General features: G+C 38.0%; 14 protein-coding genes and 1 riboswitch. Of the genes, 9 read left to right on the top strand and 5 right to left on the bottom strand.

What is annotated here, in order from left to right; all coding sequences use genetic code 11:
• Positions 1-6: 6 nt before the first annotated feature.
• Positions 7-1,152: an ABC transporter substrate-binding protein gene (locus ASG38_RS14800; RefSeq protein ID WP_056072760.1), complete on the bottom strand. Its 1,146-nt coding sequence runs from the start codon at positions 1,150-1,152 to the stop codon at positions 7-9.
• 313 nt (positions 1,153-1,465) lie between these two features.
• Positions 1,466-1,661, top strand: a riboswitch (cobalamin riboswitch).
• A gap of 30 nt (positions 1,662-1,691) precedes the next feature.
• Here ASG38_RS14800 and ASG38_RS14790 point away from each other — a divergent pair.
• Genes ASG38_RS14790 through ASG38_RS14775 form a run of 4 tightly spaced genes read left to right on the top strand, consistent with a single transcriptional unit; the run spans position 1,692 to position 6,881 of the window.
• A complete protein-coding gene (locus ASG38_RS14790) occupies positions 1,692-3,524 on the top strand; it encodes a TonB-dependent siderophore receptor (protein ID WP_056072754.1) in 1,833 nt (610 codons plus the stop codon).
• A gap of 3 nt (positions 3,525-3,527) precedes the next feature.
• A complete protein-coding gene (locus tag ASG38_RS14785; protein WP_056072751.1) occupies positions 3,528-4,577 on the top strand; it encodes a YncE family protein in 1,050 nt (349 codons plus the stop codon).
• A 27-nt stretch (positions 4,578-4,604) separates the two neighbouring features.
• Positions 4,605-5,900, top strand: a complete 1,296-nt coding sequence (locus ASG38_RS14780) for a DUF5074 domain-containing protein (protein WP_056072749.1) — start codon at positions 4,605-4,607, stop codon at positions 5,898-5,900.
• 6 nt (positions 5,901-5,906) lie between these two features.
• The gene (locus ASG38_RS14775) at positions 5,907-6,881 is read left to right on the top strand and encodes a T9SS type A sorting domain-containing protein (RefSeq protein ID WP_056072746.1); all 975 of its coding nucleotides are present in this window, start codon (positions 5,907-5,909) and stop codon (positions 6,879-6,881) included.
• 58 nt (positions 6,882-6,939) lie between these two features.
• Here ASG38_RS14775 and ASG38_RS14770 read toward each other — a convergent pair whose 3' ends face one another.
• Positions 6,940-8,394: a S41 family peptidase gene (locus ASG38_RS14770; RefSeq protein WP_056072743.1), complete on the bottom strand. Its 1,455-nt coding sequence runs from the start codon at positions 8,392-8,394 to the stop codon at positions 6,940-6,942.
• 135 nt (positions 8,395-8,529) lie between these two features.
• Here ASG38_RS14770 and ASG38_RS14765 point away from each other — a divergent pair, with 135 nt between their 5' ends.
• From ASG38_RS14765 to ASG38_RS14745, 5 genes are read left to right on the top strand one after another with little or no spacing between them, the layout of a single operon-like run.
• Complete coding sequence (locus ASG38_RS14765) at positions 8,530-9,039, top strand: RNA polymerase sigma factor (protein WP_056072740.1); 510 nt, start codon at positions 8,530-8,532, stop codon at positions 9,037-9,039.
• Positions 9,026-9,466 (top strand): hypothetical protein, encoded by a 441-nt coding sequence (locus ASG38_RS14760; protein WP_056072737.1) that lies wholly within the window; start codon positions 9,026-9,028, stop codon positions 9,464-9,466. Before ASG38_RS14765 ends, ASG38_RS14760 begins: the two co-directional genes overlap by 14 nt.
• Before the next feature lie 5 nt (positions 9,467-9,471).
• Entirely contained in the window at positions 9,472-9,951 is a 480-nt protein-coding gene (locus ASG38_RS14755; RefSeq protein WP_056072735.1) for a DUF4252 domain-containing protein, read from the top strand.
• Positions 9,952-9,985: 34 nt separating this feature from the next.
• Positions 9,986-10,528, top strand: coding sequence for a DUF4252 domain-containing protein (locus ASG38_RS14750; RefSeq protein WP_056072732.1), 543 nt, complete (start codon positions 9,986-9,988; stop codon positions 10,526-10,528).
• 10 nt (positions 10,529-10,538) lie between these two features.
• The gene (locus tag ASG38_RS14745; protein ID WP_101472983.1) at positions 10,539-11,072 is read left to right on the top strand and encodes a DUF4252 domain-containing protein; all 534 of its coding nucleotides are present in this window, start codon (positions 10,539-10,541) and stop codon (positions 11,070-11,072) included.
• Positions 11,073-11,119: 47 nt separating this feature from the next.
• On the opposite strand, the gene ASG38_RS14740 is transcribed toward ASG38_RS14745, so the two are convergent.
• Genes ASG38_RS14740 through ASG38_RS14730 form a run of 3 tightly spaced genes read right to left on the bottom strand, consistent with a single transcriptional unit; the run spans position 11,120 to position 13,912 of the window.
• Positions 11,120-11,578 carry a sterol desaturase family protein gene (locus tag ASG38_RS14740; RefSeq protein WP_056072726.1) on the bottom strand — a complete coding sequence of 153 codons (459 nt, stop codon included), beginning with the start codon at positions 11,576-11,578 and terminating at the stop codon, positions 11,120-11,122.
• Between the two features lie 8 nt (positions 11,579-11,586).
• The gene (locus ASG38_RS14735; RefSeq protein ID WP_056072723.1) at positions 11,587-12,426 is read right to left on the bottom strand and encodes a phytoene/squalene synthase family protein; all 840 of its coding nucleotides are present in this window, start codon (positions 12,424-12,426) and stop codon (positions 11,587-11,589) included.
• Positions 12,427-12,448: 22 nt separating this feature from the next.
• A complete protein-coding gene (locus tag ASG38_RS14730; protein WP_056072720.1) occupies positions 12,449-13,912 on the bottom strand; it encodes an NAD(P)/FAD-dependent oxidoreductase in 1,464 nt (487 codons plus the stop codon).
• Positions 13,913-13,953: the final 41 nt, after the last annotated feature.

Below are 13,953 nucleotides of genomic sequence, written 5' to 3'. Positions count from 1 at the left end.
TTGATTTTATTTTAATTTTTCAAAAATATACAGTTCGTAGTCGGGAAGGAGTTCAGGATGTAAAATCCTGATGAGGTCTTTCAGGATGAGGTCAGGACGATTGGACGCCAGTTCATAATACAATATGCCTCCTGTTTTACCTTTTTTACTGCTAAAAGAATAGATGTTTTTATCTTTAAAAGCTTTGAAATGCGCATAATTAGGATTGCTTTCTACCATTTCCTTAAACGTGGTAAATTGGGCCGGACCAATCCAGAAATCAACATTTTCGGCTTTTTCCATAACGGTTTCAAAAGAAAGTGCAAGACTTCCTGTTCCTTTGCTATCAGCCCAAAGATAAGCCGCATTAGCATCTTTAAGGAATGATGCTGCCCAACTGTTGCCTCGTGGCATATACCATTGCTCTTTATAAATGGCACCGCTCAGAACTGTAGGTTTGGTTTTTGCCTTTTTGGCCAATTCTGTCGCTTCTTTGTAGGCTGTTTCTACTTCTGTAAACAAAAGGTCCGCTTTTTCGTCCATTCCATATAGGGCACCAAAAAACTTAATCCATTCGGCTTTGCCCAAAGGTGATTCTTCCATCCAGTCTCCATTAAAAAAAACTTTCAGTCCGCTTTTTTGCAAATTGTCATATGTTTTGGTATCACTGCCACTACTGTAACCTACAAGGACATCCGGGTTAAGGTCAATCAGCCTTTCCGTATTGAGGCTCTGGTTGGCTCCAATTTCGGTAACCTTACCGGAATCAATAAGTTTTCTGGTCTTTTCTGACGAAATGAGGTTGGTGTCAGGAAAACCAAGCAAAGTATTTTCAACTCCCAACATCTCTAAAGAGGGGATGTGCGTTGTTGAAGTCACCACAATGCTCTTGACAGGGACTTGAAGTGAAGTATAATTTTTTAAACTATCCGGCAATGAAACTCCTTTTTTATGAAGTACATAGGTAAAGGTTTTATTCGCCTCCGGCCAGGGATTTGAAACTTTTACGATAGAAAAATTTTCATATTTGTAAATTTCAAATCCTTTAGCGTAACGTATGCTATTTTGGGTTTTTGCTTCAGAAATGCCGGAACTGACAGGTTCATTTTTTTTACATGCTACGGCAAAAAGCAATAACAGGAACAAAGAATATTTTGAAAGAAATAATTTCATAAAAAAGTTTTTGTGAAGACCGCAAAGATAAAAGTTATTGTATTGAACCGACAGCAGTTTTTTGATTTTTCAATCCTGGGAGGAACTTTACGGCTCTGACGGCATCTATTTCACGCAAAGGCGCAGAGCCGCAAAGCAAGAAAAATATAAACTTATGGGTGTTTGTACCTGGGATAAGATAATTGATTAATAAAAAATTTCTGCATTGTAAAAATGCTTTGTAATCGAATGAAAAAATAAAAATAAAACAAAAAATACCACTCAAAAACGCATTCCGTTACGGTTTTTTGAAAAAATAAAATCAAATGCTTTATATTTGCATTCGAATTAAGGTTGTGATTGAAATGTTACAAATCACATTAAAAGGGAATTTGGTGTAAAACCAAAGCTGTTCCCGCAACTGTAAGCTATTTAGCTCGCTGTTATCTACAAACCACTGTCCTGCATGGGATGGGAAGGTAAACAGCAAGACGCAAGCCAGGAGACCTGCCTTTCTTCTTAACAATTATCAAACCTTCGGGAAAAAGGTTTCGAAAATTATGATTTTTAGAAAGCTATACCTGTTTTTGTTTTTCTGTATCTGCCAATCTGCATTGGCACAATATGACAGCATCCATAATTTAAAAGTTGTAGAGATTTCAGATTTACAGCTTAAGGATTATTCGGATTCGCAGTCTGTATTGAAATTAACGGATTCGATTATCAACAAAAACCAATCTTCGCTTACTTCATTACTGAATTACAATTCCGTAATCTATTTTAAAGAAAACGGTCTTGGTATGGTTTCTTCTCCTTCTTTCAGGGGAACAACTGCGCAACAAACTGCCGTTGTCTGGAACGGAATCAATATCAATTCGCAATTGAACGGGCAGACTGATTTCAATACTATTACCACAAGAGATTTTAATTCAATTGCTGTTCGTGCGGGAGGAGGAAGTTCGATTTATGGAAGCAGCGCTATTGGCGGGAGTATCCATCTCAATAACACTATTAGTTTTGAAGAGCATTTTTCCAATACACTTCGGTTGAATTACGGGAGTTTCAACACCTATGGCGGAAACTACAAGATTGATGCTTCTGATGGGAAATTCAGCGTTCAGGTAAGTCTGTCCAGAAATAGTTCGGATAACGATTATGATTATGTAGATGCTGATGGCAAAAACCTGAACGGCCAATATTATAATACCAGCCTGAATGCGGCGATTGGCTACAAGATTAATGATGCCAATTTTTTAAAACTATATAGTCAGGTGTTTGAAGGCGAGAGGCATTTTTCGCTGATTTTTCCTTCTGAAATCAGGACTAAATACCAAGACCTGAATACCCGAAATTTACTGGAATGGAATAGTTTCTTTGGCAAATTTGTTTCCAAAGTAAAATTTGCAGCCTTAAGTGAAAAATATAAATATTTTGGCAATATCAGTTCCAATGCTTACACCTTTGGGCAGGTAAGAACCTATATCGGGAAATATGACCTTGCTTTTGATGCCGGTAATGCCATTAAGTTGAATGCGGTTGTCGATTTTACACAGAACAAGGGAGAAGGTTCCGATATTAAAAATGAACAGAGAAACATTGGTTCAGCCAGCCTGCTGTTTAAGCACAAGCTGACACAAAAAATACTTTATGAACTCAGTGTCAGAAAAGAGTTAACCAATAATTATAAAAGTCCGTTCTTATTTTCTTTAGGGACGAAATGGGCTGCTTCTGATTTTTATACCTTAAAATTAAATGGTTCCAAAAACTTCAGGGTGCCCACTTTTAATGACTTGTATTGGCAACCGGGCGGAAATGAAAACCTAAAACCAGAATCTTCCTATCAGGCAGAAATAGGGAATGAGTTCCGTTTTGCAGGTTTCCAACTTACATTAACCGGTTATTATATCGATATTAAAGACATGCTGCGCTGGATTCCAAACGGTTCTGTCTGGTCGCCTCAAAACACCGACAAAGTACGTACCTATGGAGGTGAAGCACTGCTTACCTGGTCTAAAAAATTTGGAAATCATCATTTGCTGTTCAATGGGACATATGCCTATACCGTTTCGGAAGACATGGAAAAAAAGAAGCAATTGATTTATGTTCCTTACCATAAGGCTACATCATCATTGAGTTATTCATGGAAGAAACTGGCTGTGGATTACCAATGCTTATATAACGGTGAAGTCTTTACAAGGTCTGACAATAATTCAAGATATAATATCGATGCTTATTTTGTAAGCAATGCTTCTGTCAGTTACGATTTTGGAAATAAGAATTCCCGGATTGTAGGTTTTCAGGTGCTGAATCTTTTGAATGAAAACTATGCCAGTGTGGAAAGCAGGTTTCTACCCGGAAGAAATTTTAATATGTATCTAACTTTAAATTTTTAAAATATGAAAAAGCTAAATAAGTTTTTTTTAATGCTGTTTGCAAGTTCACTTTTTTTGGCTTCCTGTAGCAGCGATGACAATTCACCAAATGTGTCATTAGGGCAGTATGACAATGGAGTATTTGTAGTAAATGAAGGAAATTCAACCATTACCACCAGTTCTATCACTTTTATCAGCAATTCAGGTGCTGTTGAACAGGATGTATTCAGAAATGTCAATCCGGGAGCAGCGGAGTTAGGAACCTACCTTCAGCCAATGTTCTTTGATAATACCAGAGCTTTTATCATTTCAGGTTCGGCCAATAAAATTACGGTCGTTAACCGTTATACTTTTGAATATATTGCAACTATCAGTACCAACCTGCAAAATCCTCGATTTGGAGCTGTAGCCAATGGCAAAGCCTATGTAACCAATGCTGCAGACTGGATGACAGGAACAGACGATTATTTAACGGTAATTAATCTTTCGGATTATTCTACGAGTACTAAAACCCTTGGGGTGTGGTCTGAACGTATTATTGAAGAAAATAATAAGCTGTATATCACTAACGGCTATGCTTATGGTAATGCTACTTCTGTTACTGTTTTCAATCCGGCAACCAATAATGTAGAAGCTACTATTCAGTTAGGATTCAATCCTAATTCTTTTGAAGAAGAAGATGGTATCTTATATGTTTTGGGTTCTGAAAAACTTGCCAAAATCAATCTGGCTACCAATATGGTTGTTGGAACCCCAATTACTGTGGCAGCATCAACTTCAGCAGGAGCCAAAAACCTGAATGTTGAAGACAATAAAATTTATTATACCGTCGATACAGCTGTTTACGCCATGGCGCTTAATGCGACTGTAGCTCCGTCTGCTCCATTGCTAACGTATGAATCTCAGTCAGAATACGGAAGAATGTACGGTTTTGCAGTAAACGATGGTAAGATTTATATTGCTGATGGAGGAGATTTTTCTTCAGACAGCAAGGCTTATATTTATTCAACAACAGGAAGTTTATTAAGCACAATTACAGTAGGAGTAGGACCAAACAGCTTTTATTTCAATTAAATATCAATTTTTTTTTAACTCAATTCCATGAAACAACTTTACGGCTTCTTTGCAGCCAGCTTATTATCTTTTACCGCATTGCCGGTTTTTGGACAATCTTTTAATGATGGTGTTTTTATCCTGAACGAAGGTGGCGCCGGTTCTAACAACGCTTCGGTTTCTTTTCTTTCTAATACGGGAAACCTGCAAAATAATATTTATGCAACTGTAAATCCTACAGTAGGAGCCCTTGGAGATACAGCCCAGAATATGGCTATTCATGGCGACTATGCTTATATTGTTCTGAATATTTCGAACACGATTAAAATTGTCAACAGCCAGACATTTCAGCATGTAGCCACCATCAATACAGGACTTAATAATCCAAGATACATGGCTTTTAGTAACGGAAAAGCCTATGTAACCAACTGGGGAAGTGGAGGAAGTACAACAGATGATTATGTGGCAGTAATTAATCTTTCTACCAATACAATCGAAACGAATATTGCTTTGGCTGAAGGTGTTGAAAGAATTCTTGAAATAAACGGAAAAATTTATGTGGCCCACCAGGGAGGTTATGGTTACGGAAATACAGTTTCTGTAATTGACCCAACATCAAATACATTGGAACGCACCATTCAGGTAGGTGATGTTCCAAATTCGATGGTTGAAAAAGACGGGATTTTATATGTGCTTTGCGGAGGAAAACCAAGTTGGGCAGGAACTGAAACATTTGGTGCTTTAGTTAAAATAAATACCGAAACCCAAACGGTTATCGGACAGGTTGATTTTCCTCAGAAGCATCCATCGAATTTGAAAATTGATGGCAGCAATGTGTATTATAGTATTAATGCAGACGTTTTCAAAGCATCAATAGCTGATACAGCAGTGCCAGCCACACCTTTCTTTACATTGCCTCCGCAAAACCAATACGGAATTTACGGTATGGAAGTTATAAACAACAAAATATATGTTGGCGATGCCGTTAATTATGTTTCAGATGGTAAAGTATATGTTTACACAACAACAGACGGCACTTTGTCGAATACCTATACGGTAGGAAAGTTGCCAAATGGTTTTGTTAAGGCTGTTGACAGTAATTTGGGAACCGGAGAACATACAAAACAGAATATTGTGCTTTATCCTAATCCGGCAACCGACTATTTATATGTAAATACAGACAAGCAGGCTACGGTAAAAATGTATGATATGGCAGGAAGGTTGATAAAAAACCAGTCTTATACAACGTCTGGAGTTGGTATTTCGGAATTAAATCCGGGTATGTATGTTGTTGAAATCACAATTGATAATGCGACAAGCGTTCAGAAAATAATAAAAAGATAAGACCTGATGAAAAGAATCTTATCCCTGATGTCTATCATGGTTCTTTCTCCTGTTTTGGGACAGTCGTATGCTCCGGAAGCAGGTGTGGCGGGCTCAACAGCTATGGAGCCAAACAGCCCGCTTTTTGTTGCCTGGGCTACTGGCGTTACGGTTGAAAGAGGCTATGTCAACAAGGCTAATCCGGGCCTTGTTGTTTCCGGAAGCAACAGGGCTTCAGCAGGCGTTCCTCAAAACGCGCTAGGGCCTGCCAACGGAAGCGTCGTGTGTCTGGGAGATGAAGGCAGTGCAATCCTTACATTTGAATTGCCCATCATTAACGGACCGGGATTTGATTTTGCTGTTTTTGAAAACGGTGGTCCTTCTTTTTTAGAGTTAGGGTTTGTGGAAGTAAGTTCTGACGGTATCCATTTTTTTAGATTTCCAGCCCATAGCCAAACGCAAACCGCCACCCAGATAGGAACATTTGGAACACCGTCTGCACCTTACCTGAATAACCTTGCAGGGAAATACGGAAGTAAGGGAGTGCCTTTTGATTTGACAGACATCCCTGATAATGAGCTGTTGGACAAGAACAAAATCACGCATATAAAAGTAATAGATGTAGTAGGTTCGATAGATCCGCTATATGCTACTTATGACAGCTACGGTAATGCGGTAAACGATTCTTTTCCTACGCCGTTTAATTCGGGAGGATTTGACCTGGATGCTGTTGGTGTAATCCATCAGGTAACATTGGGTATTGGTGATAGTGCCAAAAAGAGAATAGCGCTCTATCCCAATCCGGCTTCAGAAAAATTCTATATCCAAAATTTGGAAGAAACCGCCAGAATAACAATCTATGACCTGTCTGGCAGGATTGTTTTTGAAAACAACATTCAGGAGGCAGAAGCTATTCCTGTTTCGGGATTAAATCCGGGCATTTATATTGTTGAAATAGCCACAGGAACAAAAAAGGTTAATGAACGTTTGGTTGTTAAATAATCACCATCGTTTGCAAATAAAAAAGGCTTCCAATCTGGAAGCCTTTTTTTTGTATCGATTAAAATTTGAAAAAATCTTTAATTCCATCCGGAACTTTGTCGATATACATTTCAGTACCAAATCGCTGCATCGACTTGCGGTCTTTGAAAGGTTCGAATGTTTTATCCGGCTGTTGCATTCTTCTTCGTCCTACGCTTGTAATCTGTGAGATTGCCATGCTCAAAAGAGGTTCTGTAGGTTCGCCCAAAACTCCAAGATCACCCAGGTTTTCAGGCTGAGGTGTAGGAGGAGATATTCCATTTTGATATTCTCCAAATCCTGCCGAGTTTACAATTTTGAAACAGATAGGCTGCATGGCATATTTATGGCGATTGGAACGTCCCTGCTTTCCGAACGAAGGCGAATCATATAAGGTCACGGAACCTACATTTTTTCCAACCGTAACGTCTCCAATCTGAACAACCCCAATGTAAGGTTTCAGCCCGTTGATGACCAATTCACTGGAAGAAGCGGTGCTTTTTGAGGTGAGTATATATACTTTGGACAGGTTCAGGCTGTTAATAGCGTTACCTCCAATACTGTTTGAGAATCGGTTGATGAGCTGTTCCGGGTCATTATCATTAAAATAATCTTCAATCTTGGCGTTCCATTGCTGTTTTGCAAAAACCTGTCCGTTAAATTGGCCTGTAATCATACTCGCCAAATAAGTTGCAGATTTTACGGCACCTCCGGAATTGTATCTCAAATCCAAAACCAAATCAGTTACACCTTCGGCTCTGAATTGTCCGAAAACAGTATTCAGGTTATTGTCATATTCGCCATAAAAACCATTGTACATCAAATAGCCTATTTTGTGCGTATCATAAGTCAAAACCTTATTAATAAGGATTGGGTTTTCAGCCAGTTCTGTTTTGGTCAATGCTACCGAACGGGAGTTTGGAGTAATGTTTCCGCTGTCATAATCGGCTAAATTTAAAGTATAATTCTGCCCTGCAAGCAGTTCTCTGTAGTTATTGACATTTAATGGAGTTCCGTTTACGGCATAAAAAATATCCCCGCGTCGGATGTCTTTAGAAGAAGCATCAGAATTAGGAATGATATAGCGTACCCAGCCAAAAACTTCATCAGAACCTTCTGCTTTTCGCAACAGTTGGTAATCGACTCCGTTGTTTGCCGTATTTCCGCTAAGAACACCTTCCAAAACGGTATAATCGCTAAAAATTACGCTAAACCTGTCGGTATTCGGATAATTGTTTAATAGACTGTAGAATAAATCTTCCGGTGAGCTAAAACCATTAAGATATGCGTTTAATTCACCCTGATTGGCAAATCGGCTATCTGATAAATCCGTTACATCTGCCTGCCAGTAATAATATAAATTAAGGCCTTTCCAAATAAAATCGTTAATTTTTAATTCTTTTGGAACTTCAATATCATCAAGGTCATCCTGACAAGCAAAGAAGCTTGAAATTCCGATGAATAAAAGGATTGCGAAAATAAAAGTCTTTTTCATAAACAAAATATCTTATAGGGATAGCAATATAATTAACGTAAATTTAGAGGTTTTAGTCTTAATTTCAATTTTTTCTTGTAACAAAAAATAAAGTGACTCGTCTTGATTATATAACCGACCAATTAAAAGTCAAAAATGAACCAATCTGAGTTTGTAAAAATAATAACTCCGTTTAAGGATAAAGTCTTTAGGCTGGCCAAGCGTCTGCTTGTTAGTACGGAGGAAGCAGAAGATGCAACTCAGGAAGTTTTGGTCAAGCTTTGGGACAAAAAAAACGGGTTGGATAAGTATAACAGTGTTGAAGCTTTTGCCATGACAATTACAAAAAATTATTGTCTGGACCAGCTAAAATCAAAAAGAGCCGGAAATCTGCAGATTGTACATAATAATTACACAGACGGACAGGCCGGAATGCAAAAACAGCTTGAAGACCGGGATAGTTTAGGATGGGTTGAGAAAATTATCGACGGACTTCCGGAACAACAACGAATGATAGTTCAGTTTAGAGATGTCGAACAATATGAATTTGAAGAAATTGCCAAAATGATGGATATGAATGAAACCGCAGTGCGAGTTGCGCTTTCAAGAGCAAGGAAGACGATTAGAGAATTTATGACAAAAACACACAATTATGGAATTGGATAGAATAGAAATATTATTAGAAAAATACTTTGAGGGAGAAACCTCTATTGCCGAAGAAAACGAGTTAAAAGCTTATTTTTCATCTGCAGATGTTGCGCAGCATTTGGAGCATTACAAGGCAATGTTTGGTTATTTCTCTTCAGCAAAAGAGCAAAAGTTTGAGCAGCAGATACCGCTAAAATCTAAAAAACTACAGGTAGCGTGGCTGTCGGTTGCAGCATCAGTTGTGATTTTGTTGGGCATGTTTACATTTTACAACCGAAACATCAGTCAGAGCGAGGATTTAGGTACCTATAATGATCCTGAAAAAGCGTTTGAAGAAACGCAAAAAGCCCTGAACCTGTTGTCAAAGAATGTGAATGTAGGCGTTGAAAGTATGCAATATGTTAATGAGTACCAACAATCAAAAAACTTAATATTTAAAAATTAGAAAAAATGACAAGACTTATAATTACCCTAGCTTTAGCCTTAGTTCCAACTTTATTTTTTGGACAATCAGCCTTTGACAAATTTGACGGACAAGATGACATTACTTCCGTAGTGATAAACAAAAAAGCATTTGAAATGCTGGGAGAAATCAAACCGGACGTAAAACAAAAAGATGCAGCAAAATATATGAAGATGGCCAACAATATTGATAACTTCAAATTGTTTTCTACTTCAAGTATTAAAAAAGCTGCAGAAATGAAATCTGCATTCGATTCATACCGTAAAAAAGAAGGTCTGGAAGAACTGGTAAGAGTAAACGATGAAGGAAAGAATGTAATGATTTACATGAAATCAGGGAAAAGTTCCTCTAAAGTAAAAGAATTGCTTATGTTTATCGACGGAGGAGATAAAAAAGGTGACGAAACAGTCTTGATTTCCCTAATAGGAGACATTGATCTGGCGAGTCTGGACGGTTTGTCAAAATAAGAAATGCATACAAAAATCAATAAATACAACTAAAATGAAGAAGTTTTTAATAACAGCAATCCTAGCAATAATGCCGCTTAGCTTTTTTGCGCAGTCCGCTTTTGACAAGTATGACGGCCTTGAAGGAGTAACAGCAGTCATCGTAAACAAAAAAATGTTTGAGATGATGGGAAACGTCAAGTCGAATGATAAAGAGGCTCAGCAATATATGAATCTGGTCAAAAAACTTGATAACCTGAGGGTATTCGTTACCTCGAGTCCAAAGGTAACGTCTGATATGAAACTGACTTCTGACAAGTATCTTAAATCTGCAGCCCTGGAAGAACTCATGAGAGTTAACGATGGAGGAAAAAATATCAAGATTTATGTCAAGTCCGGAGGTTCTTCCACCAGAGTAAAAGAATTGTTGATGTTCATTGAAGGCGGCGGCAAAGAAGAAACAGTCCTAATGTCTTTAAAAGGGGATTTTGACCTTAACGACGTATCAGCATTGACAGACAATCTTCCGGGTGGAGATGCATTGAAAAAAGGATTAAAAGGTCCTAAGGGACCAAAAGGACCGAAAGGTCCAAAATAAGATGAAAGCCATGAAAAAACTTGCAATAGTAGCGGCCTTGTGCCTTATGTTATGGAGCTGCAATTCAGAACCGACCTTACAGCAGTATTTTGTTAAAAACTCAGAATCGAAAGATTTTATTGCCCTTGACCTTACGACGGATATATTGAGACTGAACAAGTCAGAGATTTCTGCAGAAGAAAACGCAGCGCTGGAAACTTTAAAAAAGATGAACATTCTGGCCTATCAGGCAGATGCAAAAAATCCGGCGAAGTTTGAAGCAGAACGTGCTAAAATCAAAAATATCCTGAAGAACGAAAAATATCAGGAGCTTATTAAGGTCAATTCCGGGAAAGAAGGCGGTGCCGTCTATTTTGTAGGTGAAGAAGATAAGATTGATGAGTTTGTGCTTTTCGCTAATAAAAACGATGCAGGATTTGCAATAGTCAGAGTGTTGGGCAAAAACATGTCACCAAACTCCATAATGACAATGCTTTCTGTATTGAATAAGGCAAATCTGGATATTGAACAGTTAAAGCCGTTACAAAAAATGATTCCGAATTAGATTAGGTTGTTACAGTTAGTTATAAAAGCGTCCGGTTTTGGGCGCTTTTATTTTTTACGGAATTCCTGTCGGAAATATTTAAAAGGAACCAACAGCATTCCGAAACATTCCCCATCTTCTTTCCCGATGTGCTTGTGGTGCATTTTATGTGCCCGTCTTACAGCTCTGGCATAGGGATTATCTGTGTTTCGAAAAAGCTTAAATCTTTGGTGGATAAAAATGTCATGTACCAAAAAATAAGCACAGCCGTAAACAAAAATTCCTAACCCTATAGCCAGCCCTATTTCAAGAATATCGTTTTGCCATAAAAGAAAAAAGATAATGCTGATCACTGCATAGATGATAAAAAAAGCATCATTCCTCTCAAACCACGAATCGTGGTCTTTTTTATGATGGTCTGCATGCAGTTTCCATAAAAAACCGTGCATGATATATTTATGGCTAAACCAGGCCATGAATTCCATGATGCAGAAAGTAAGGACAAAAACAATCAGGTGGAGCCACATACTACAGATTATAAAATGTTTAACTTATAATTGAAATAGCATCTGGCAAAAAGGCTCAGCTTTTCATAATCGGGAACCCGTATGCGTGTAGTTCGGATTTTAGCCGAAGGTGTTTTCTTTAGCTTGTGCAGTAACTTTTTATAATAGACATAAGCAGTATAAACACCCAGTTTGGCTTCGATAGGCAATTTTACAATGCCTTCGTAACCGTATTTAAAATCGGCTTCAATTTCTTCTATGATTTGTTTTTTTGATGCTTCATCCAGTTTTTCCAGATTGGCATTCGGGAAGTAGGTACGGTTCAGGTTTTCAAAATCGTCTTTCAGGTCCCGCAGAAAGTTTACTTTTTGAAAGGCAGAGCCCAATCTCATTGCACTCTGCTTTAATTCTTCATATTTTGAAGCATCGCCTTTTACAAATACTTTTAGACACATTAAGCCTACAACATCCGCAGACCCATAAATATAATTGTTGTATTCTTCCTTGTTATCGCATCCTTTTTTGGTAAGGTCCCAACGCATGCTTTCCAAAAAAGTTTTGACAAGGTCAACAGGGATATCGTATTTTCTGACCGTATGCTGAAATGAGTTTAATATCGGGTTGAGGCTGATGCCGTCTTGCAACGCACGGTAAAAATCCTGCTCAAAAGAATCAAATAGTTTTTCCTTATCATAGTCATGAAAGCTGTCTACAATTTCATCTGCAAATCGTACAAAACCATAAATATTGTAGATATCCTGTCGTATAGTTGGCGAAAGCATTTTTACGGCAGAAGAAAAAGAAGTGCTGTAAGCTTTGGTCACACACTTACTGGAATCAAAGGAAATTTGGTCAAAAATAGCTTTCATAGAGGTAAGATTTTTAGCAATTTTAAGATTTGTTCTTCTGAATCAGTTCCGAAACCAATTTTCCTGAAATCAAAGCAGGAGGAACACCGGGACCCGGAACCGTCAGTTGGCCTGTAAAATATAGATTATTGACTTTTTTGCTTTTAAGTTTAGGCCTTAAAAAAGCGGTCTGTAAAAGCGTATTAGCCAGTCCATATGCGTTTCCTTTAAAGGAATTGTACTCTTTTACAAAATCATTGATGCAAAAGGATTCCTTAAATATAACATTATTTTGGATGCTTTGTCCGGTAATCCTTTCAAAACGTTCCATGATTTTATTAAAATAAACATTTCTTAACTCCTCAGTATCAGTTATTCCGGGGGCCAGAGGAATCAGGAATATTCCGGCTTCTTTTCCGTCAGGTGCCGCATTCTTGTCGGTTTTTGATGGGAAGCTGGCATAAAACAAAGGTTCTTCCGGCCATTTCGGGTCATCATATATAGCTTCTGCATGTTTCTCAAAATCCACATCAAAAAACAGCGTATGGTGTTCTACATTGGCTATTTTTTTGTCAAACCCTACATAAAACAGCAGGCTGGATGGAGCAAACGTTTTCTTATTCCAATATTCTTCAGTATAAACCCGGTATTTTTGAGGCAAAAGGGTTTCTGTATGATGGTAATCGGCACCACTTACAATGATGTCGGCTTCTATTTTAGTTCCGTTTACAATAAGCCCTTCTGCTATTCCGTCTTTAACAATAATTTCATCTATAACAGCGTCCGTCTTTATTATTACACCTAGTTCTTCTGCCAGTTTTTGCATAGCTTCGACTACGGCATACATTCCATTTTTTGGATGCCAGGTTCCAAGCCCGAAATCTGCAAAATTCATAAAACTATAGAACGATGGCGTGTCTGAAGGCTTGGCTCCTAAAAACAAAACCGGAAATTCGAGTATCTGTACAAGTTTTCTGTTTTTAAAACGCTTCCTGACATCTTTTGAAATATTGCCAAAAAATTGCCCCACTTTCATCATGGTTTCGGGAGTTATCAGTTCCAAAGGTGAAACTCCGGGACGGTAGACCAAATTTTTTATGGCTATGTCATAATTGCTCTGAGCCTCAGAAATAAATTCCTTTAGTTTTTGCGAGCTGCCTTTTTCTGTATTTTCAAACGTTGCGGCTATTTCATCGAGATTGTCGGCAATGGTAATGCTGTCTTTCTCTCCAAAATATACTTTATAGGCTGGCGATAGCTTCGACAATTCATAATAGTCTGAAGGCTTTTTTCCAAAATCTGCAAAGAACCTCTCAAAAACATCGGGCATCCAATACCATGTTGGTCCCATGTCAAATGTAAAACCATCTTTTATTAATTGCCTCGCACGCCCCCCTGTTGTCGCATTCTTTTCATAAATGGTGACAGAGTGCCCCTGTTTTGCCAAATAGCAGGATGCTGCCAGGGCAGAAAAGCCGGAACCTATGATTTTGATGTTTTTGTTCATATTGTTTAACAAATATAGTAAAATGATAAACAGAATTGAGT

The organism is Flavobacterium sp. Leaf359, from assembly GCF_001423985.1.
In the GTDB taxonomy this organism is placed as follows: Bacteria; Bacteroidota; Bacteroidia; order Flavobacteriales; family Flavobacteriaceae; genus Flavobacterium; species Flavobacterium lindanitolerans.
This window is presented reverse-complemented; position numbering and strand designations above follow the sequence as displayed.